The organism is Pararhizobium mangrovi, assembly GCF_006516965.1.
Lineage (GTDB): Bacteria > Pseudomonadota > Alphaproteobacteria > Rhizobiales > Rhizobiaceae > Pararhizobium_B > Pararhizobium_B mangrovi.
The window spans coordinates 1-19,794 of the sequence record NZ_VHLH01000038.1 but is presented as its reverse complement, the minus strand read 5'-3'; the positions used below and the strand labels follow the sequence as shown (position 1 = coordinate 19,794).

The 19,794-nt window shown below is 66.8% G+C and carries 15 protein-coding genes; 6 read left to right on the top strand and 9 right to left on the bottom strand.

Annotated elements, in window-relative coordinates; genetic code table 11:
* The first annotated feature begins 27 nt into the window (after positions 1-27).
* Together FJU11_RS16375 and FJU11_RS16370 are read left to right on the top strand one after the other, a co-directional pair.
* On the top strand, positions 28-951 hold the full coding sequence (locus FJU11_RS16375; RefSeq protein ID WP_141168152.1) for an isoaspartyl peptidase/L-asparaginase family protein: 924 nt from the start codon (positions 28-30) through the stop codon (positions 949-951).
* Positions 952-1,094: 143 nt separating this feature from the next.
* The gene (locus FJU11_RS16370; protein WP_210242905.1) at positions 1,095-2,393 is read left to right on the top strand and encodes an ATP-grasp domain-containing protein; all 1,299 of its coding nucleotides are present in this window, start codon (positions 1,095-1,097) and stop codon (positions 2,391-2,393) included.
* A gap of 67 nt (positions 2,394-2,460) precedes the next feature.
* Here the strand turns inward: FJU11_RS16370 and cphA are convergent, their stop codons facing one another.
* The 3 genes from cphA to FJU11_RS16355 form a co-directional block, all read right to left on the bottom strand.
* On the bottom strand, positions 2,461-5,085 hold the full coding sequence (gene cphA, locus FJU11_RS16365; RefSeq protein ID WP_141168150.1) for a cyanophycin synthetase: 2,625 nt from the start codon (positions 5,083-5,085) through the stop codon (positions 2,461-2,463).
* Between the two features lie 38 nt (positions 5,086-5,123).
* Positions 5,124-5,948, bottom strand: coding sequence for a cyanophycinase (locus tag FJU11_RS16360; protein ID WP_210242904.1), 825 nt, complete (start codon positions 5,946-5,948; stop codon positions 5,124-5,126).
* A gap of 101 nt (positions 5,949-6,049) precedes the next feature.
* Positions 6,050-6,781 carry an SDR family oxidoreductase gene (locus FJU11_RS16355; RefSeq protein ID WP_141168149.1) on the bottom strand — a complete coding sequence of 244 codons (732 nt, stop codon included), beginning with the start codon at positions 6,779-6,781 and terminating at the stop codon, positions 6,050-6,052.
* A 242-nt stretch (positions 6,782-7,023) separates the two neighbouring features.
* Here FJU11_RS16355 and FJU11_RS16350 point away from each other — a divergent pair, with 242 nt between their 5' ends.
* The gene (locus tag FJU11_RS16350; protein WP_235891082.1) at positions 7,024-8,250 is read left to right on the top strand and encodes an MFS transporter; all 1,227 of its coding nucleotides are present in this window, start codon (positions 7,024-7,026) and stop codon (positions 8,248-8,250) included.
* On the opposite strand, the gene FJU11_RS16345 is transcribed toward FJU11_RS16350, so the two are convergent.
* Complete coding sequence (locus FJU11_RS16345; RefSeq protein ID WP_328591736.1) at positions 8,247-9,170, bottom strand: LysR family transcriptional regulator; 924 nt, start codon at positions 9,168-9,170, stop codon at positions 8,247-8,249. The two genes, FJU11_RS16350 and FJU11_RS16345, sit on opposite strands and share 4 nt — an antisense overlap.
* 137 nt (positions 9,171-9,307) lie before the next feature.
* On the opposite strand from FJU11_RS16345, the gene FJU11_RS16340 reads away from it, so the two are divergent.
* On the top strand, positions 9,308-10,954 hold the full coding sequence (locus FJU11_RS16340; protein ID WP_141168148.1) for an AMP-binding protein: 1,647 nt from the start codon (positions 9,308-9,310) through the stop codon (positions 10,952-10,954).
* A gap of 45 nt (positions 10,955-10,999) precedes the next feature.
* On the opposite strand, the gene FJU11_RS16335 is transcribed toward FJU11_RS16340, so the two are convergent.
* The 5 genes from FJU11_RS16335 to FJU11_RS16315 form a co-directional block, all read right to left on the bottom strand.
* A complete protein-coding gene (locus tag FJU11_RS16335) occupies positions 11,000-11,314 on the bottom strand; it encodes a hypothetical protein (RefSeq protein WP_141168147.1) in 315 nt (104 codons plus the stop codon).
* An 82-nt stretch (positions 11,315-11,396) separates the two neighbouring features.
* Positions 11,397-11,810 carry a (deoxy)nucleoside triphosphate pyrophosphohydrolase gene (locus FJU11_RS16330; RefSeq protein ID WP_141168169.1) on the bottom strand — a complete coding sequence of 138 codons (414 nt, stop codon included), beginning with the start codon at positions 11,808-11,810 and terminating at the stop codon, positions 11,397-11,399.
* A gap of 2 nt (positions 11,811-11,812) precedes the next feature.
* Positions 11,813-12,610, bottom strand: coding sequence for a GNAT family N-acetyltransferase (locus tag FJU11_RS16325; RefSeq protein WP_141168146.1), 798 nt, complete (start codon positions 12,608-12,610; stop codon positions 11,813-11,815).
* 18 nt (positions 12,611-12,628) lie between these two features.
* The gene (argJ, locus tag FJU11_RS16320) at positions 12,629-13,873 is read right to left on the bottom strand and encodes a bifunctional glutamate N-acetyltransferase/amino-acid acetyltransferase ArgJ (RefSeq protein WP_141168145.1); all 1,245 of its coding nucleotides are present in this window, start codon (positions 13,871-13,873) and stop codon (positions 12,629-12,631) included.
* A 110-nt stretch (positions 13,874-13,983) separates the two neighbouring features.
* Positions 13,984-15,048 (bottom strand): peptidylprolyl isomerase, encoded by a 1,065-nt coding sequence (locus tag FJU11_RS16315; RefSeq protein WP_235891081.1) that lies wholly within the window; start codon positions 15,046-15,048, stop codon positions 13,984-13,986.
* A gap of 257 nt (positions 15,049-15,305) precedes the next feature.
* Here FJU11_RS16315 and secA point away from each other — a divergent pair, with 257 nt between their 5' ends.
* The gene (gene secA / locus FJU11_RS16310; protein WP_141168144.1) at positions 15,306-18,047 is read left to right on the top strand and encodes a preprotein translocase subunit SecA; all 2,742 of its coding nucleotides are present in this window, start codon (positions 15,306-15,308) and stop codon (positions 18,045-18,047) included.
* A gap of 288 nt (positions 18,048-18,335) precedes the next feature.
* Positions 18,336-19,613, top strand: a complete 1,278-nt coding sequence (locus FJU11_RS16305) for a GNAT family N-acetyltransferase (RefSeq protein WP_141168143.1) — start codon at positions 18,336-18,338, stop codon at positions 19,611-19,613.
* Positions 19,614-19,794 lie beyond the last annotated feature (181 nt).

Sequence of the window (19,794 nt, the reverse complement as noted above, 5' to 3'; positions counted from 1 at the left end):
GAAAGAGGGGCCGAGAAGGAGCAGGACATGACCTATACGCTGGCGGTTCACGGTGGAGCCGGAACGCTTCTGAGGGGCGACATGACGCCCGAGCGCGAAGCGGCCTACCACGCGGCCCTGGCCCACGTCGTCGCCACGGGCGAAGCCGTCCTCAAGGCGAACGGCAGCGCGCTCGACGCGGTGACCGCCGCCGTCTGCGCGCTCGAGGACGAGCCGCTCTTCAATGCCGGACGCGGCGCCGTCTTCACCGATGCCGGCACGCAGGAAATGGACGCCGCGATCATGGAAGGGCGCGACCGTCGCGCGGGCTGCGTCGCCTCGATTTTCGGGCCGCGCAACCCGATCCGACTTGCCCGCGCCGTCATGGAAAAGGGCGAGCAGGTGATGATGACGGGCGAAGGCGCAATGAAGCTCGCCCGCGAACACGGGCTCGCGCTGGAAGAAGCCGACTATTTCTTCACGGAGACCCGTCGCGAAGCGCTGGAAAACGCGCTGGCGCTCAAGCGGCGTGGCGAGACGAGTTCCGATCCCTCGCAGCGCCACGGTACCGTCGGTGCCGTGGCGCTCGACGTCGACGGCAATCTCGCCGCCGCGACGTCGACCGGCGGCTTTACGGCGAAGGCGTCCGGGCGCATCGGCGACACGCCGGTGATCGGTGCGGGCACCTATGCCGACAACGAAACCTGCGCGGTATCGGGCACCGGAACCGGCGAGGTCTTCATCCGCTACACCGCCGCCGCCGACATCGCCGCGCGCATGCGCTATCTCGGCGAAAGCCTGGAACAGGCGGCCGACCACGTCGTCAACACCGTTCTCGGCCCGCGCGAGGGTTCGGGCGGCGTCATCGCCGTCGATGCGAAGGGCGCCATCGCCCTGCCGTTCAACTGCGAGGGCATGTATCGCGGCCATGTTCGCGCCGGTGAAGATCCGGTCACGGCGATCTACCGATAGAGTTCGCAACGCACGCAACCCGAACGCGCCTTGCTCGTTAAGCGGTCACGATGTCGCGCGCGAAGCGGCAGCGCGCATTGTCCATCAGAACGCGCCGAGCCTTTCGCGATCCGCGAGCCGGCCGAAACACCAGGGAGCGAAGCGTGACGAAGAACATCTTTGTTATCGGCCTGAACGACTACAACCTGGAAAAGCTCAAGCGCCTGCGCGGCGCGGACGACATCGCCTTTCACGGGCTGATCGACCCCGCCGCGCTCTACGATACGGAGGTTTTCGACGTTCCGGCGATGCTTGCCGAGGCCGAAGAAAAGCTTTCCGCCTTCGACGGCTCGATCGACGCCATCGTCGGCTATATGGACTTCCCCGTCTCGACCATGCTGCCGATCCTCGGCGAGAAGTTCGGCGTGCGGCATACCTCGCTCGAAGCGCTCCTGAAGTGCGAGCACAAATACTGGAGCCGCGTGCTGCAGCACGAGGTCATTCCCGAAAACGTGCCGGCCTTCGCCGCCTTCGACCCGTTCGACGAGGGAGCGCTGTCGAAGATCGGCGAGGCCGGGCTGACGTTTCCTTTCTTCGTCAAGCCGATCAAGTCGTCGGGCTCCAGGCTCGGCTTCCGCATCGACAGTCCGGAAGATTTCGACTACGCCACACGCCGCCTGCGCGAGGACATCGGCACGATCTCCGAACCCTTCAACTTCCTGCTCGACCAAGCGAACCTTCCCGCCGACATCCGGGCGATCGACGGCCAGTACTGCCTCGCCGAACAGGTGATCGGCGGGCGCCAGTGCACGCTCGAGGGCTACGTGAAGGACGGCAAGGTCGTCCCGTACGCGATCGTTGATTCCGTGCGCTACCCGCAGGTGCTCAGCTTCTTCTACTACATGTACCCGTCGAAATTGCCGGACAAGGTCCAGGCCAAGATGCGCGAGCTCGCCGTCAAGGTCATGGAGCATGTCGGCTTCGACCAGTCGGGCTTCAACATCGAGTTCTTCTGGGACGAGGTGCAGGACCAGATCTGGCTGCTCGAGGTCAACACCCGCATCGCGCAGGCCCATTGCGACCTCTTTGAAAAGGTCGACGGCGTCAGCCACCAGCAGATCATGGTCGACGTCGCGCTCGGCAACGAGCCCGACATGCCGTGGGGCGAGGGCAAGTACAAGGTGGCCGGCCACTTCTTCTACCGCGTCTTCTTTATCGACGCGACGATCACGCAAGTGCCGAGCGAGGAAGAGACGGCCGACGCGCTGCGCAAGGTGCCCGACACGATCATCCGCCCGCAGGTCCATGTCGGCATGCGGCTATCCGACCTGCCGGAGCAGGACAGCTACAGCTACGCGCTGTGCTACGTGCTGATCGGCGCCAGCAAGCAGTCGACGCTCCTGTGGAACTACGAACAGGTGATGAAGAGCCTGACCTTCGAGTTCTCGGACCTTGCGGACTGAAGGCTTTCGAAGCAACGAAGAAGGGCGGCCACGATGGGCCGCCCTTTTTTATGCGATTTTCGGCCCGCTACTCCGCCGCCGGCACCGGGTTGCGAAAAGTACGGCCCTTCAGCCGTTCGATCGCGCTTTCGATGTCGTCCACGAGGAGCACCAGCAGGTCGCCTTCGGACGCCGCGTCCATCGCCTTTTCGACGGCGCCGTATTCATCGAGCACGATTTCCGAGCGGCAGTTCGCCTCGGCGTCCGCGCCGGCCTTGAGCAAGCTTGCCGCCTCACCGGGCGTGCGCCCGCGCGGGTCGGGCTCGCAGATGAAGAGCGCGTCGTGCATGCTGGCGATCTGGCTGCCGAGCGCCCGCAAATCCTCGTCCCGCCGGTTGCCGGGCGCACTGGCGACGGCGATGCGCTTCTTCTGGCCGAGGCTCTGGACGAGCGGTGCGAGCGCCTTCAGGGCCGGCACGTTGTGGCCGTAGTCGATCAGGCAGCGTACGCCATCCGCCTCGACGTAGTTGACGCGGCCGGGAAGCTGGCCGGGCGTCGGATGGAAGGTTTGGAGGCCCATCTTGATGTCGCCGAGGGTCAGCCCGAGCGCGTAGCCGGCGGCCGCCGCCGCCATGGCGTTCTGCACGTTGAACGGAGCGTGCCCTTCGAAGGTGATCGGCACGTCGTTGACCTCGATCACCGTCGCCTCGACCGCGCCCTGGCGCATGACGATCTTGCCGTCCCTGACGGTGAAAGCGATGCCGTGCTCGGCGACGTGGTTCTTCACGGGCTCGAATTCGGGGTCCATCGTGAAATAGACGATCTTGCCGCGCGACCAGCGGGTGCCCTGGTCGAGCACGCGCGGATCGTCGGCGTTGAGCACGCAGGTGCCCTCCGGCGAGACCGCGTCGACGACGACCGTCTTGCATCGTGCGAGCTCGTCGAGCGTGTGGATGTCGCGCTCGCCGAGATGGTCGCTAGCGATGTTGAGCAGGATGCCGACGTCGCACTGGTCGAAGCCGAGCCCGCGCCGCAGGATGCCGCCGCGCGCCACTTCGAGCACGGCGTTTTCGACCACCGGCTCCTTGAGCACGACGGAGGCCGCCTGCGGGCCGGAATAATCGCCGCGCATGATGACGTGGTTGTCGATCTCGATCGTGCCCGTGCAGGCCATGCCGACCTTGCGGCCGGCCGTGCGCAAGAGGTGCGAGACGAGGCGCGTCGTCGTCGTCTTGCCGTTCGTGCCGGTGATCGCGACGATCGGCACGCGGCCGTTGTCGACCTCGTTCTCGCCGAAGAGCATGTCGACCACGTGCTTGCCGACGTCGCGGCCTTGCCCATGCGTCGGCGCGATGTGCATGCGGAAGCCGGGACCGGCATTGACCTCGACGACGCCGGCCGACTGTTCCTCGAGCGGGCGCGTCAGCGTCTCGGCGAGAAGGTCGATACCGATGATGTCGAGGCCGATCAGGCGCGCGATGCGCTCGGCGGCGTATTTCACCTCCGGATGCACGTCGTCGGTCAGGTCCGTCGCCGTGCCGCCGGTCGAAAGGTTCGCCGTCGACTTCAGCCAGACGATTGCGTCCTTGTCGATGACGCTGTCCATCGTCAGGTCCGCCTGCGAGACGAGACGCTCGGTCTGCTCGTCGATATGGATCTGGGTAAGCAGGTTCTCGTGACCGACGCCACGGCGAGGATCGGCGTTCTCGGCGTCGATCAGCTCTTTCAGCGTCGAGGAGCCGTTGCCGACGACATGCGCGGGGCGGCGACGCGCCGCGGCGACCAGCTTGCCGCCGATGACCAGCAGGCGATGGTCCTCCCCGCGCACGAACTGCTCGACGACCACCGTCTCGTAGCGCGCGAGCGCGGCGTCGTAGCCTTCGCGCAGCGCCTTTTCGTCGTTGATGTCGGTGCTGACGCCGCGGCCGTGATTGCCGACGAGCGGCTTGGTCGCCAGCGGATAGCCGATCTCCTCGGCGGCTGCGACCGCGTCCTCGAAGGAATGGCAGATCCGGCCGAGCGGCACGGGAATGCCGGCGTCGCCGAGGATCTGCTTGGTCCAGTCCTTGTCGTCGGCGATGCCGTGACCGATGATGCCGGTCCCGTCGGTCACCGTCGCCTGGAAGCGGCGCTGCTTGTGGCCGTGGCCGAGCTGGATGTAGCTCGTCTCTTCGCTCAGCCGGTAATAGGGAATGCCGCGCGCCGTCGCCGCCTCGACGATCGCCGCCGTCGACGGCCCGAGCATGTGCGCTTCGCGCACCGCCTTGAGCCGCGCGATCACCGGATCGAGATCGACCGTCTCGCCGTCGTAGAGCTTCTGGACGATGTCCACCGCCTCGACGCCGGCGGCGAGCCCCGTCGCCTCGTCGCGGTAGCGGTAGACGACGTTGTAGACACCGGTCTCGTAGCTGTCGACGGTCTTGCCGTAGCCGACCGAGAAGCCGATCATGTTCTGCAGTTCGATCGCCACGTGCTCGACCATGTGGCCGGCATAGGTGCCGCGCTCCACACGCTGGAGAAAGCCGCCGAGCTCGCCCACGGAACACCGATGCTCGTAGATTCCCGGCATCAGGTCCTTCAGTCGCCGGGCGATGCCGGGCACCTGATCGCTCGGTCGCTCCTCGAGCGCCTCGATGTCGAGACGCATGAAGATCGTCAGGTAGCGGCTGTAGTAGTTCGGCCCTCGAAGTGCGCGATGCTCGAGAATTTTCAAAACGTTACCTCGTCGAGTTCGATGAGACGGCGTTCGCCTCACTCGGTGATGTATGCCCGCTTCGCTATATCGAAGCACAGGCCGGAAGTCAGGGCGTGCATGACGACATTCTCGACGGCCACCGGTTCGCCGTCGTTGAGGTCGGCGACGTTCGTGCTCTTCATGTGCAGGCAGTCGACGACGATGACGTGGCCGGAGCCGATCGCCTCGATGACGCCGTCGGGATGGAAGATCACGCCGGAATCCTCGCCGAGGCCGATCCCGATATATTCGGGATTGCTCGCACCGACCTCCATCAGGCGGGTGAAGCGGCCGCGTTCGAGGAAGTGGCTGTCGATGACGACGCCGTCGACGAAGGCGAGGCCGTTGCTCATCTTCACCGCGCCCTTGCGCAGCGCGTCGGCCGCCCGGCCGGTCGATATCATGGTCGCCGACATCGCCGCCGCGCCGGCGCTCGTGCCGGCGATGACGACGCCGTTGCGCTGGCCATGACGGATCGCGTCGAGCAACGGCGTTCCGCCGAGCACGCTCGTCAGGCGAAGCTGGTCGCCGCCCGTGAAGAAGATGGTGCCGCAGCGGCGCACCGTGTCGATCGCCTCCTCGTCGAAGGCATCTTCGCGCGTACGCACGTCGATCGCGACCATCTCGCTCGCGCCGAGCCTGTCGAACGCTTCCCGGTAGACGGGAAAGATCTCGTCGGGAATGCCGCTGGCGGTCGCCAGCACGCCCACCGTCGAATTGCCGTCGGGCGCGAGCGACAGGACACGACGCAGAATGGCGAGTTCCGACGTCTTGTCTTCCGCACCCCCGATGGCCACCAGGCGACCAGCCCCCGATTCCGGCTTTTCCATGCTCTCGGCCACGTTCGCCATTCCTTTTCAGAGATTGTCCGCGAACCGACGCGCACGGACGGACGGGAACGTCGTACCAACTGCTTCGGTGCTGTAAAGGTTCAAGCGCGCCCCTACATTACCCAACCACCGTCGATGACGTGCGCTTGCCCGGTCGTATAAGTGGCACCCGCGAGGTAGACGGCAAGGTCGGCGATCTCCTCCGGGCGTCCGAGGCGGCCCATCGCCTGGCGCGCGACGAAGGCCTTCTTCGCCGCTTCAGCGTCGCCGGTCGCCCGCATGCGCTCTTCCAGCGAAGGGCTTTCGACGGTTCCCGGGCAGATGCAGTTGCAGCGGATTCCCTGCGAGACGTAGTCGGCCGCGACCGCCTTCGTCAGGCCGACCACCGCAGCCTTCGTCGTGGCGTAGACGAAGCGGCCAGGCACGCCCTTAACGCTGCCGGCGACGGAGGACATGTTGATGATGCAGCCCGACCGCCGTTCGATCATCGACGGCAGGGCCGCGCGGATCGTGCGGATCATCGCCGCGACGTTGAGATCGAAACCGAAGGCGAGCTCTTCCTCGCGCATGTCGAGGATCGTGCCGCTGTGCACGAAGCCGGCGCAGTTGAAGAGCACGTCGAGCGGGCCGCACTCGGCGACGACCGTATCGACCATCGTCGCATCCAGCACGTCGAGCACGCGCGTTTCGATGCCGGGCGTTCCCGAAAGTTCATCGAGAAGCCCGGCGTTGACGTCCGTCGCCACGACGCGGGCACCGGCCCGCGCGAAGGCGAGCGCGCTCGCCCGTCCGATGCCCTGCGCCGCCGCCGTGACGAGAACGCGTTGATCCGCAATCGCTGCCATTTCGACCTCCCTTCGCACCACCGATGTCCGTGCGATCAAAGGTGATGGCACGGCGATTTGCAAGGCTGGCATGCGCCGGCATCGCTTGCCGAAACCGCCAAATCGGCGTTCTCTTTCATCGAAGACGGGATCGCCGGACCGCCGTGCGTCCGTCGCATCGTACGATCCGACGATGTCGGCATCGTTCGTCGCCCGTACGAAGAAGCCTGCCGAAACGTCCCGGTCCCACGAGGAGCCTCGCCGTGCCTGCCCTCGATACCTTCCGCACCGGCGCGGCGCGCGCATCCGGCCGGGAAAGGCCTGCCGCGCGTGTCGGCCTCGTTCTCTTCGCGCTCGCGATGGGCGGGTTCGCGATCGGGACGACCGAGTTCGCGACGATGAGCCTTCTGCCCTATTTCGCGAAGGGTCTCGGCATCGACCAGGCGACGGCCGGCCACGTCATCAGCGCCTATGCGCTCGGCGTCGTCGTCGGCGCGCCGGCGATCGCCGTACTCGCCGCCAAGCTCGCACGGCGCACGCTGCTCATCGCGCTCATGCTCGTCTTCGCGGTCACGAACGCGGCGAGCGCGCTGGCGCCGACCTACGGATGGATGCTCGTCTTCCGCTTCATGAGCGGCCTGCCGCACGGTGCGTATTTCGGCGTCGCCGCGCTCATGGCTTCCTCGCTCGTGCCTCCGCATCGCCGTGCGCTCGCCGTCGGGCGCACCATGATCGGCCTGACCGTCGCGACGGTCGTCGGGGTGCCGTTCGCCAACGTGCTCGGCCAGGTCTTCGGGTGGCGCTGGGGCTTCGTCGTCGTCGCCGCCTTCGCGCTGGCGACGGTCGGCCTCATCGCCCTCTTCGCCCCGCGCGGCGACCCGATCGCGGGTGCCAGCCCGCTGCGCGAACTCGGTACGCTCGCCCGGCGCCAGGTCTGGCTCACGCTGGCGATCGCCGCCGTCGGCTTCGGCGGCATGTTCGCCGTCTACAGCTACGCCGCCTCGACGCTGCTCACCATCACCGGAACGGGGCCGGCGATGGTACCGGTCGTCCTCTGCCTCTTCGGCGTCGGCGCGACGCTCGGCACACTTGCGGCCTCGTGGGCGGCCGACAAGGCGCTGATGGCGACCGCCGGTGGCATCCTCGCCGTGGCCGCGGTGCTCTACGCGCTGTTTCCGCTCGCCGCCCCCCATGTGTGGTCGATGGCGAGCCTCGTCTTCCTGATCGGTGCTGCAGGCGGGCTCTCGCCCGTTCTCCAGACCCGCCTGATGGACGTCGCCGGCGACGCGCAGACGCTTGCCGCGGCGATGAACCACAGCGCCTTCAACGTCGCGAACGCGCTCGGCCCGCTCCTCACCGGCATGGCAATCGAAGCCGGCTACGGGTTCACTTCGGCCGGATGGGTCGGCTGCGCGCTGGCGCTCGCCGGCATCGCGATATGGGCGGTCTCGCTGCTCGACATGAGGAACCGCGGCAAGAGCGCGGGCTAACCTTCCAAGGCTTCGACCGCCTCGCGAAAGGCCGAGGCCGCCGGACCCAGTCGACGCTCGACCTGGCGCACGAGAAAAAAGCGACGCTGTGGCAGGTCAAGCGGCACCTGCATGACGAGGCCGGAGCGGATGGCTGCCGCCGCGGCGAGCTCCGAGACGACCGTCGCGCCGGCACCCGCCGCGACGGCGGCGAGGATCGCCTCGTTGGAGGGCAGTTCCAGTGCCGTGTGGAACCTTGCGAGCGTACAGCCCTTGGCGATCAACGCATTCTCGAACATCGCCCGCGTGCCCGAACCCGGCTCGCGCAGCACCCACGCGCTCTCGGCAAGCGCCGCCCAGCCGACCGGGGGGCGCCCGGCCCATGCGTGGTCACGGGGAACGACGAGCACGAGCCGGTCCTGCGCAAGCTCGTCGACGCGCAGATCCTCGCGCGCGATGTCGGCTTCGATGAAGCCGAGATCCGCACTGCCTTCGGCGACCATCGCCGCGACCCTGTCCGTATTGCCGATGGCAAGCGGCAGCTCGACGGCCGGGTGGTTCCGGTGAAAGCGCGCCATGTGTGGGGGCAACCAGTAGTTCCCGACGGTCTGGCTGGCGGCAAGGCGCACGGTTCCCCGGCTCAAGCCGGCAAGATCGGTCAAAACCGTCTCCGCCGCTCCGGCCCTTGCCAGCACGGCGCGCGCCTCGTCGAGGAAGAGCCGGCCGGCCTCGGTCAGTTCGATGCGCCGGCCGACGCGCTCGAAGAGCCGGGTGTCGTAGCGCTTCTCGAGTGCGGAGATCGCCGCGCTCGTCGCCGACTGGGTGAGGTTCAACGCCTCGGCCGCCCGGGTGACGTGCTCGCGTTCGGCCACCGCCACGAATATGCGCAACTGCTCGAGCGTCATGATCCCCGCGTTCTTCGCGATCGCCTTCGTCCGCATGAAACAGAACGCGGCGCGAAAGGCAAAGGGTCGGGAATTCGACAGTCACGGGCGAACGCGCTAGAGGAGGCTCGAACCAATGCTGCGCCGCACCATTCGATCGGCGCGGGCGGGCGTTGTGATGGTAAGGCGCGGTGATGCTGGAACCGGCTGAAAGCTACGAGGCGATGATGCGCGATTTCGTCTGGCGCATCCCCGAACGCTACAACATCGCATACGAGGTCTGCGACCGGTGGGCGCTGCGCGAGCCGGAGCGTACGTGCCTGCACTATTTCGAACCGGACGGTCGCCACCGTTCGATGCGCTACGGCACGCTCGCGCGGCGGTCGAGCGCCTTCGCACGGTCGCTTGCGGCAAAGGGCATCACGAAGGGCGACCGTGTGGCCCTGCTCCTTCCGCAGAGTTTCGAGACGGTCGTCGCGCATGTCGCGATCTATCGGCTCGGCGCCATCGCGGTGCCGCTTGCGCTTCTTTTCGGTCCGGATGCGCTTGACTACCGACTGCTCGTGTCCGGCGCGCGTGCCGTCGTGACCAACGCGATGGGCCTCGAAAAGCTCGCCGAAATTGCCGATCGGCGCGCGGCGCTTTCCTGCTGCGTCAGCATCGACGGCGCCGACCGCCACGCGTTCGGTTTCGAAACCATGTGCGACGCGGACGATACGCTGCTCGAACCGGTTGCGACCACGGCCGCGACGCCTGCGCTGATGATCTTCACCTCGGGCACGACCGGCGCACCGAAGGGGGCGCTCCATGGGCACGGCGTGCTCGCCGGTCACATGCCGGGCATCCAATACACACACGCCTTCCTGCCGCAGCCGGGCGACCGCATGTGGACGCCGGCGGACTGGGCCTGGGCCGGCGGGCTTTTGAATGCGCTCCTTCCGGCACTTGCGCTCGGTGTGCCCGTCGTCGCGTCGAAGGCACAGAAGTTCGACGCCGAGACGGCCTGTCGCATCCTTGCGGAGATGGAGGTACGCAACGCCTTCCTGCCGCCGACGGCCCTGCGCCTGCTCGCGACCGTCGAGGCGCCGCGAGAACGCTTCGCGATCGACCTGCGCACGCTTTCGTCCGCCGGTGAACCGCTCGGCACCGAAACCGCCACATGGGCCGAACGCGCCCTCGGCGTGCCCGTGAACGAACTCTACGGCCAGACCGAATGCAACGCCGTCATCGGCTCGTGTGCGCAGAACGGCGCGGCGCGGCGCGGCTCGACCGGGCTGCCGCTTCCCGGCCACCGCGTCGCGCTTCTGGATGCCGATGGCACGCCGGTCGGCCCCGGTATGCGCGGCGAGATCGCGATCGCCGGGCCCGACCCGGTCATGTTCCTCGGCTACTGGCGGGATGCGGCGGCGACCGAAGCGAAGTTTTGCGGGGACTGGATGCTGACCGGCGACCACGCGATCGCCGATACGGAAGGCTACATCACCTTCATCGGTCGCGAGGACGACATCATCACCTCCTCCGGCTTCCGCATCGGACCGGCAGAGATCGAGAACTGCCTCGAAGGCCATCGCGCCGTGGCGCTGGCGGCCGTCGTCGGCAAGCCCGATCCCGTGCGCACCGAGATCGTCAAGGCCTATGTGGTGCTGCGTCCCGGTGAAGCCGGAACCCCGGCGCTGGCCGCCGATCTGTCGGCACATGTGCGCGCCAAGCTCTCGGCGCACGAATACCCGCGCGAGATCGCCTTCGTCGAAAGCCTGCCGATGACGACGACCGGCAAGATCATACGCCGGGAATTGCGCGAGCGGGCCGCCCGCGAGATCGAAGCGGCGGATGCGTCGTAAGAGACGGGCCCCGGGCTTGGTTCAAGCCATGACGGGAGGAGGCGTTTACCGGCACGTATCCTTGCGGCCGGTACCGACGATGCACAGGACCGCGGGCATCGGCTGCGTGACGCTTCGCCGTACCGTATAAGCACCGTCCGTGACGCCTGCGCCGATCGAGCCGGTGGTCATCCGGTCGAGCCTTGCCGTACGCGTGGCAAGCGAGATGTCGCGCGATGCGAGAAGCGGGGTCACGAGGAGCGTCGCGAGGACCGCCAGTCCCGCAAAGAGCAGCGAGGCGCGCAATGCGCCGGCGCCGCCGAAGGCACCCGATCGCACGTCGCGTTGCCGCACGGTCGTCCAGAAATCGTTGCGCTGCATGACGTCCCCACGTTCGGCCTCACCGCATTCACGGCTAGGCCATACACGTAAAGAAGTCCTTAAGGCGCGGGCCCGGCGGGCTTCACAGGAGGTCCTGGAGAAAGGGGATCAGCGGTGCGTCGGCGGGCGGCATCGGATAGTCGCGAAGGGCCGCTGCGCGCACCCATTTCAGCGCCTGGCCCTCGCGCGGAGCCGGAATGCCCCGGTAACGCCGGCACACGAACAACGGCATCAGCAGATGGAAGTCGTCATAGGCGTGGCTCGCGAAGGTGAGCGGCGCGAGGCAGGCAACGTCCGTTTCCACGCCGAGTTCTTCCGCAAGTTCGCGCAGGAGGGCCGTCTCCGGGCTTTCCCCCGCCTCCACCTTGCCTCCCGGAAATTCCCAAAGGCCTGCCATCGGCTTGCCTTCGGGCCGTTGTGCCAGAAGCAGGCGGCCGTCCGTGTCGATCAGCGCACAGGCGACGACCAGCACGATCGGCCGCGTCCGCGTATCCATGCTCATGGTTCGCTCCGCTGGCGGTAGACGTAACGGTAGGTCTCTTCGAAACCGAGCGCACCGTAGAGCGAGAGCGCCGGCGCATTCGCGCGTTCGACCTGCAGCCAGGCGCGGTGCGCGCCGTTCTGTCGGGCCCAGGCGAGCGCGGTGGCGATCGTACTGCGCGCAAGCCCGCGCCTTCGCGCATCGGCGCGCGTCCCGATTTCGAACAGGCCGGCGAGATCGTTGTCCTGGACGCAGAGAAGGGAGGCGGCCGGACCGGCATCGTCGGCAAGCACGAAGAGCCCGCTCGGCGGCCGGATGGAGCTCAGCACTTCCGTGAGACCCGGTTTGAGAGCCAGGTCGTGGCCCAGAATGGCGATCGAAGCATCGACGTAGCGCCCGAGATCGCGCACCGGCACGCGATCCTGCGCGGCCGAAAGGTCGATGGCGGCGATATCGGCCGTCATCACTTGCGTCTCGTCGAAACGCGACCAGCCATGCGTGTCGAAATAGGCGTCGAGGGGATCCGGCGCGAGCGGCGTCTGGCGAAAGACGAGCGGCCGGCCGTAGGCGCGAAACCGGCCGGCCGCGCGTTCGATCCGGGTTTCGAGGTCGTTCGTGTCCGAAGGGTCGAGCGGATTGACCGAGTTCAGCCGCTTGGAGGGATGACCGGCCGTCAGGCGAAGCTGCCAGCTTCCGTCGTATTGCACGGAGGCGGCCGGCCAGGCGCGAAAGCCGACGGCCTCGAGCCGGCGGACGGCCGCGAGATCCGGTCTCGCCGCCGCTTCCACGCCAATATCGCCGGAAACGGTCGTCATCGCCGGACTCCCATGCACCTAGCTACGATAATCACCGTTGATCGCGACGTATTCCCGCGTCAGGTCGCAGGTCCACACCGTCGCCTGCCCCTGCCCGATGCCGAGATCGACCCGCACCGGAATCTTCGGCTCGCGCATCACGGCCGCGGCGGCTTCCTCCGAATAATCCGGATCGCGCATGCCGTCGACGGCGACGCGCACGTCGGCGAACCAGATGGCCAGACGGTCGCGCTCGGCGCGTTCGCCGGCCTTGCCGACAGCCATGACCACCCGGCCCCAGTTCGCGTCCTCGCCGGCGATGGCCGTCTTGACGAGGGGCGAGTCGGCGATCGAGCGGGCGATCCGCTTTGCCGCGTTTGGCGAAGAGGCGCCGGTCACGGTGATCTCGACCAGCTTGCGCGCCCCCTCGCCGTCACTGACGACCTGAAGCGCGAGATCCTTCATCAGATCGGCGAGCGCGCGGCGGAAATCTGCGAGCCGTCGATCGTCGGCGCTCTCCAGCCGTGCCTGGCCGCGCGCGCCGGCGGTGCCCGTCGCGAACATGAGCAGGGTGTCGGAAGTGGAGGTGTCGCTGTCGACCGTGATGGCGTTGAAGGTCGGTTCCGTCGCTTCGACGAGAAGCGCCTGCAGAACCTTCGCATCGATGTCGGCATCGGTGGCGACGAAGGCGAGCATCGTCGCCATGTCCGGGGCGATCATGCCCGCACCCTTCGCCATGCCGTTCAGCGTCACGTCGACATCGTCGATCCTGGCGATGCGGGTGGCGACCTTCGGATAGGTGTCGGTCGTCATGATGGCGCGCGCGGCGTCGAGCCAGCCTTCGCCGTTTGCCGAAGCGACAAGCGTCGGCAGCGCGTCGACGATCGGGGCGGCGTCGAGCGGTTCGCCGATGACGCCGGTGGAGGCGAGAAAGACCTCGTTGTCGCCGCAGCCGAGCGCGGCAGCCGTAGCATCGGCCGTTCGCGCCGTCGCCTCGGCGCCGAGGCGGCCGGTGAAGGCGTTGGCGTTGCCGGAATTGACGACGAGCGCGCGTGCCCGCCCGGCGGCGAGCGCGTGCCGGCAATGGTCGACGGGGGCGGAAGGACACAGCGAGCGGGTGAAGACGCCGGCGACGTCGGCCGTCGCGTCGAACACCATCATCATGACGTCGGGCCGACCGGCATACTTGATGCCGGCGGCGGCCGTCGACAGGCGCACGCCGTCAAGAGCCGGCAGTGCCGCGATCGTATCGGGCGCAAGCGGGGAAACCGTCGTCTGGCTCATCGTCGTCTTCCGCTGGCGTTCAGGAGATCGCGCGGCCACCAGGCCGCGACGAAACGGTACACATGCCGTACGCCGGCCCGAAGAGGGGCCGGCGCCAATTCGCCGAAGCCTTACTTGGCGTTCGAGGAGTCGGTGTCCGACGCCCCGCCCTGGCTGTCGCTCTGGCCATTGCCCGACGAGCCGTCTTCGCTCTTCATCTGCGCGGCCTCGGCGGCGTTCATGGCATCGTAGGCCTGCGCGAGCTGCTTGTTCTCGACGTTGACCTTGACGTCGTTGCGCGCCTGCTGAAGCACCTCGGCGTAGCGTTCCTGCAGGAGCACCTGGCGGATCTGGTCGGAGACCTGATCGAGTGACGGCGGCTTGGCGTCGCGCTTGTCCTCGACCTTGATGACGTGCCAGCCGAACTGGGTCTCCACCGGCTGTTCGGTGTACTGCCCCTTCTTGAGGGAGAAGGCGGCCTTGTCGAATGCCGGGACCATCTGTCCCTTCGTGAAGTAGCCGAGCTCACCGCCCTTTTCGGCGCTCGGACCGGTCGAATTGTCCTTGGCGAGCTTGGCGAAGTCGGCGCCGTTGTCGAGCTTCTTGATGATGTCCTCGGCTTCCTTCTTGGTCTTCACGAGGATATGGCGCGCCTCGACCTCCTGCTGAGCCGGCTGGGAAGCGATCTCCTTCTTGTAGCGCTTCTCGATGTCCTGCTCGGTGATCGCGTCGGCGATCTTCTCCTGGAAGTAGAGATTGTGCAGCTCGCGCTCGCGCAGATACTGCATCTGCTGCTTGAACTCGTCGCTGTCCTGGATGTTCGCCTGCTCGGCCTTCTTGGCGAGCAGCTTGACGTCGATGGCGGCGGAAAGTGCGGCGACCTGTCGCTGCTGCGGGGGCACCTGCGCGAGCTGCTGGCCGAGGCCGGCCTCCGCCATCTGCAGGTCGGCGCCGGTGATCTTCATGTCGCCGACGGTGGCGACCACCGTGTCGGGAGAGATCGGCTGGTTGTCGCCACCCTGAGTGCCGTCGGCGGACGATTTGCCCGCATCCGAACCGGTCGCGGTGCTGCCGGCCTGAGCCTGCTTGGGGGCCTGCTTGGCATTGGAACCGGCGTTGTCGGCAGCGAATGCAGGGCTCTGCGCGCCGGTGGCACACGCAAGGAGTGCCGCGGCGAGCAATGGGGAATAGCGCATGGTTCTGGTGGCTCCCGTCTTTTTCGGTTGGTGCGGGCGCCTTGGGGGCGCCATGAATCCGGCGATGATGTGACGGGCCGGGGCGTTTCCGGCGACGTTGACATCCTCCAAACCCCCTCTTATCTGTCCCGAAACCGTGGGTCCAGACAGGGGGCCGGCCCGGTTCCGGCGGGTGTGGACCCTGGGCATCGTCGAGGCGAGCGCATCATCGCCGAGCACGTCCCGGCTTCTAAGACCAGATAGAAAGGACCATCTTCATGGTCAGCTTCGGCGGCATCGCGCGCAAGTTCTTCGGTTCTTCGAACGACCGACAGGTCAAGGGCTACAGCGCGCAGGTCCCCGCGATCAACGCGCTGGAAGAGGAGATGGCCGCGCTCACCGACGAGGCGCTCGCCGCAAGGACGGCCGAGTTCCGGCGCGAACTCGCCGACGGCAAGAGCACGGACGACCTTCTGGTGCCCGCCTTCGCCGTCGTGCGCGAGGCCTCCAAACGCGTCATCGGCCTCAGGCCCTTCGACGTGCAGCTCATCGGCGGCATGATCCTCAACGACAACGCGATCGCCGAGATGAAGACCGGCGAAGGCAAGACGCTGGTCGCGACCCTTCCCGTCTACCTGAACGCCCTTGCCGGCAAGGGCGTCCATGTCGTCACCGTGAACGACTACCTCGCCTCGCGCGACGCCGAGTGGATGGGTCGTATCTATCGTTTCCTCGGCATGTCGGTCGGCGTCATCGCCCACGGCATGGACGACGACGCGCGCCGTGCCGCCTATGCCTGCGACATCACCTACGGCACCAACAACGAGCTCGGCTTCGACTATCTGCGCGACAACATGAAGTACGAGCGCGGACAGATGGTCCAGCGCGGACACGCCTACGCGATCGTCGACGAAGTGGACTCGATCCTCGTCGACGAGGCGCGCACGCCGCTCATCATCTCCGGCCCGCTCGACGACCGGTCCGATCTCTACAAGTCGATCGACACCTATATCCTCCAGCTTTCCGACGAGGACTACGAGGTCGACGAGAAGGAGCGTACCGCGAACTTCACCGAGGACGGCACGGAAAAGCTCGAGCAGATGCTTGCCGCCGACGACATGCTGCGCGGCGAATCGCTCTACGACATCGAGAACGTCGGCATCGTCCACCACGTGAACAACGCACTGAAGGCCCACAAGCTGTTCACGCGCGACAAGGACTACATCGTCCGCAACGACGAGATCGTCATCATCGACGAGTTCACCGGCCGCATGATGCCCGGCCGGCGCTATTCGGAAGGCCAGCACCAGGCGCTGGAGGCGAAGGAACACGTCACCATCCAGCCCGAAAACCAGACGCTCGCCTCGATCACCTTCCAGAACTATTTCCGCATGTACGACAAGCTCGCCGGCATGACGGGTACGGCGACGACGGAAGCCGAGGAGTTCGGCAACATCTACGGCCTCTCCGTGGTCGAGGTGCCGACCAATTTGCCGATCGCGCGCGACGACCAGCACGACGAGGTCTATCGCACGAACGAGGAGAAGTACGCGGCGATCGTCAAGGACATCGAGGAAGCGCAGGGGCGCGGCCAGCCGGTCCTCGTCGGCACGACGTCGATCGAAAAGTCGGAAGTGCTCGCCGAAGTTCTCAAGAAGGCGAACGTCAAGGACTTCCAGGTTCTGAACGCCCGCTACCATGAGCAGGAGGCCTATATCGTCGCTCAGGCCGGCGTGCCCGGCGCGGTGACGATCGCAACCAACATGGCCGGCCGCGGTACCGACATCCAGCTCGGCGGCAACCCCGACATGCGCTTCGAGCGCGAGATCGACGCCGCGGTGGAAGGCGAGGAGCGCCAGGCGCGCGAGGCCGCCATCCGCGAGGAGATCGCCAGGCTGAAGGAAGAGGCGAAGGCCGCCGGCGGGCTCTACGTGCTCGCCACCGAGCGCCACGAGAGCCGGCGCATCGACAACCAGCTGCGCGGCCGCTCCGGCCGACAGGGCGATCCGGGCCGCTCCAAGTTCTTCCTGTCGCTGCAGGACGACCTGATGCGCATCTTCGGCTCCGACCGGATGGACGGCATGCTGCAGAAGCTCGGCCTCGAGGAGGGCGAGGCGATCGTCCACCCGTGGATCAACAAGGCGGTCGAGCGGGCGCAGAAGAAGGTCGAGGGCCGTAACTTCGACATCCGCAAGAACCTCCTGAAATACGACGACGTCATGAACGACCAGCGCAAGGTCGTCTTCGACCAGCGCCTGGAGCTGATGGACGCCGAGGACATCTCCGAGACGATCGCCGACATGCGTTCGGAGGTGATCGACGCGATGGTCGCGCGGCATATTCCCGAAAACGCCTACGCCGAGCAGTGGAACGCGGAAGGTCTGCGCGAGGATGCGCAGACCCACCTGAACCTCGACCTGCCGATCCAGGACTGGATCGAAGAGGAGGGAATCGCTGAGGACGACATCCACGAGCGCATCACGGCGGCCGCGGACAAGGCGGCGACCGAACGCGCCGAACGCATCGGCCCGGAAGTGCTGCCCTATGTCGAGAAGTCGATCGTTATGCAGACGCTCGACAGCCTCTGGCGCGAGCATCTCGTCAATCTCGACCACCTGCGTTCGGTCATCGGCTTCCGCGGCTACGGCCAGCGCGATCCGCTGCAGGAGTACAAGGCCGAAGCCTTCGAACTCTTCCAGAGCCTGCTCGTCAATCTGCGCCAGAACGTGACGGCACAACTGATGCGGGTCGAGCTCGTCCAGGAACAGCCGGAACCGGATCTCATCCAGCCGCAGCAGATGGAAGCGCACCACGCCGATCCGCTGACCGGCGAGGACGAGTTCGCCGACGGCGAGACGCTGACCCGGCCAATGGCGAACCCGGCCATGGCGAACCCGGCGATGGCGCCGGAAGCACGCGATGCCGCCAACCCGGAAAGCTGGGGTAAGGTCGGTCGCAACGAACTCTGCCCCTGTGGGTCGGGCAAGAAGTTCAAGCATTGCCACGGCGCCTACGTCTGAAGTCTTTCCGGCCAAACTGATTCGATCGGGTCGCAAAGCGCCCAGAGCGTTGCCGACAGAAGCAGCAGCGCTCGGCACATCGCGTAACCGGTACGGCCTTCACCGATTTCGATAAGTCGGACAAAGCTTTCTTAACACCCGGATGTCAGCTTCGCGGCATCATTCAGCAAGGCGGACGGCCGTGGCGATCTCCCCTGTCGAGACCGATATGCGCATGCCGGCGACGGCGCGCCGCGACGGCCGCGGTGCGGTCTGCCTCTCCTGCGGCATGCCGATCGGTTCGACATCATGACGGAGACTCCGCGGTTCGCGGAACACGAGGGTTCCCGCACGCACCCGATCCATGCCGCACGGCCCGAGCCCGTTCCCGGGACCCCGCAGACCGAACGCGCCCTGCCGCTCGAAACGCCGGGCCGTACGCTCTCGATCTACCCCGCACGGGCCGGCTACGATCTCCAGCGCGAGCTCGACTTCCTGACCAACCGGGCGATCGAGCCGAACGTCTTCTTCACCGGCCGGTTCCTGGCGCCGGCGATGCCACGGCTCGAAGACCGGCAGATCCGGCTTCTGATGGTGCGCGACGAGGACGAGCGACGCAGCCGGTTGCGCTTCGTCATGCCCTTCTCGATCGACCGCCGCCCGGCGATCGGCCTGCCGATCCTGCGTGCCTGGGCCAATCCCTTCGCGCCGAACGGCACGCCGATCGTCGATCGCGAAGATGCCGCCGGCACGTTGGACGATCTCTTCGGCGGTCTCGCCGACGCGCAAGCCGGCTTTCCCGGCGTCATGGTGCTGCCGCAACTCGACCTCGACGGGCCGTTCGTGCGTACGCTGCGCGCCATTGCGCTCTCGCGCGGTCTCGCGCTCGCCGAAGTCCAGCGCCACAGCCGGGCCGTGCTGGAATCGACGCTCGACGGCGAAACCTATCTGCGCGAGCGCCTGTCGAAGCACCGCCGCAACGAACTCAACCGTCAGCAACGCCGGCTGGAAGGAACGGGTCGGCTTACCTACGACGTCGCACGCCAGCCGGACGCCGTGGCCCGGCGGCTCGAAGATTTCCTGTTCCTCGAAGCCGACGGCTGGAAGGGACGACAGCGCACCGCCCTCATCAACGACCGCTACCGTGCCGCCTTCACGCGCGAGGCCATCGCCAATCTCGCCGAAATCGACGCGGTGCGTATCCACGCCCTCGATCTCGACGGCCGCATGATCGCCGGCATGGTGGTCTTCGTCATGGGGGGCACGGCATACACCTGGAAGACGGCTTACGACGAAGCCCAGGGCAAGGATTCGCCCGGTGCACTGCTGATGCGCCGGCTGACCGAATGGCAGCTCGAGGACGCCAACATACTGCGCACCGATTCCTGCGCGCTTCCGGATCATCCGGTCATGGATCGGTTCTGGGCCGAGCGTGCCACGATCGGCACCCTCGTCGTCGGCCTGACGCCGGAAAACGACCGCGACGTCCGCCAGGTCGCCACGCGCTATCACCTCTACGAAAACACCCGCAGCATCGCCAGGCGCTTGCGCGACAAGGTCCGCACGATCGCCCGGCTCCAACGCTGAACGCCTCGCCCCGAGTGCATCAGGTCCTGCGCTCTATCCCGCAATCGTTCGCGGCGCCGGGTGATCGGTCCGGTTGGAGAATGCTCTTTAGAGCCTCAACAGGTTGTCCTGATCGAGACCGAGGCGGCTGATGGGCACGGTGTCGTTTATCCCGCCATGGGGACGGTGCCAATTGTACTGA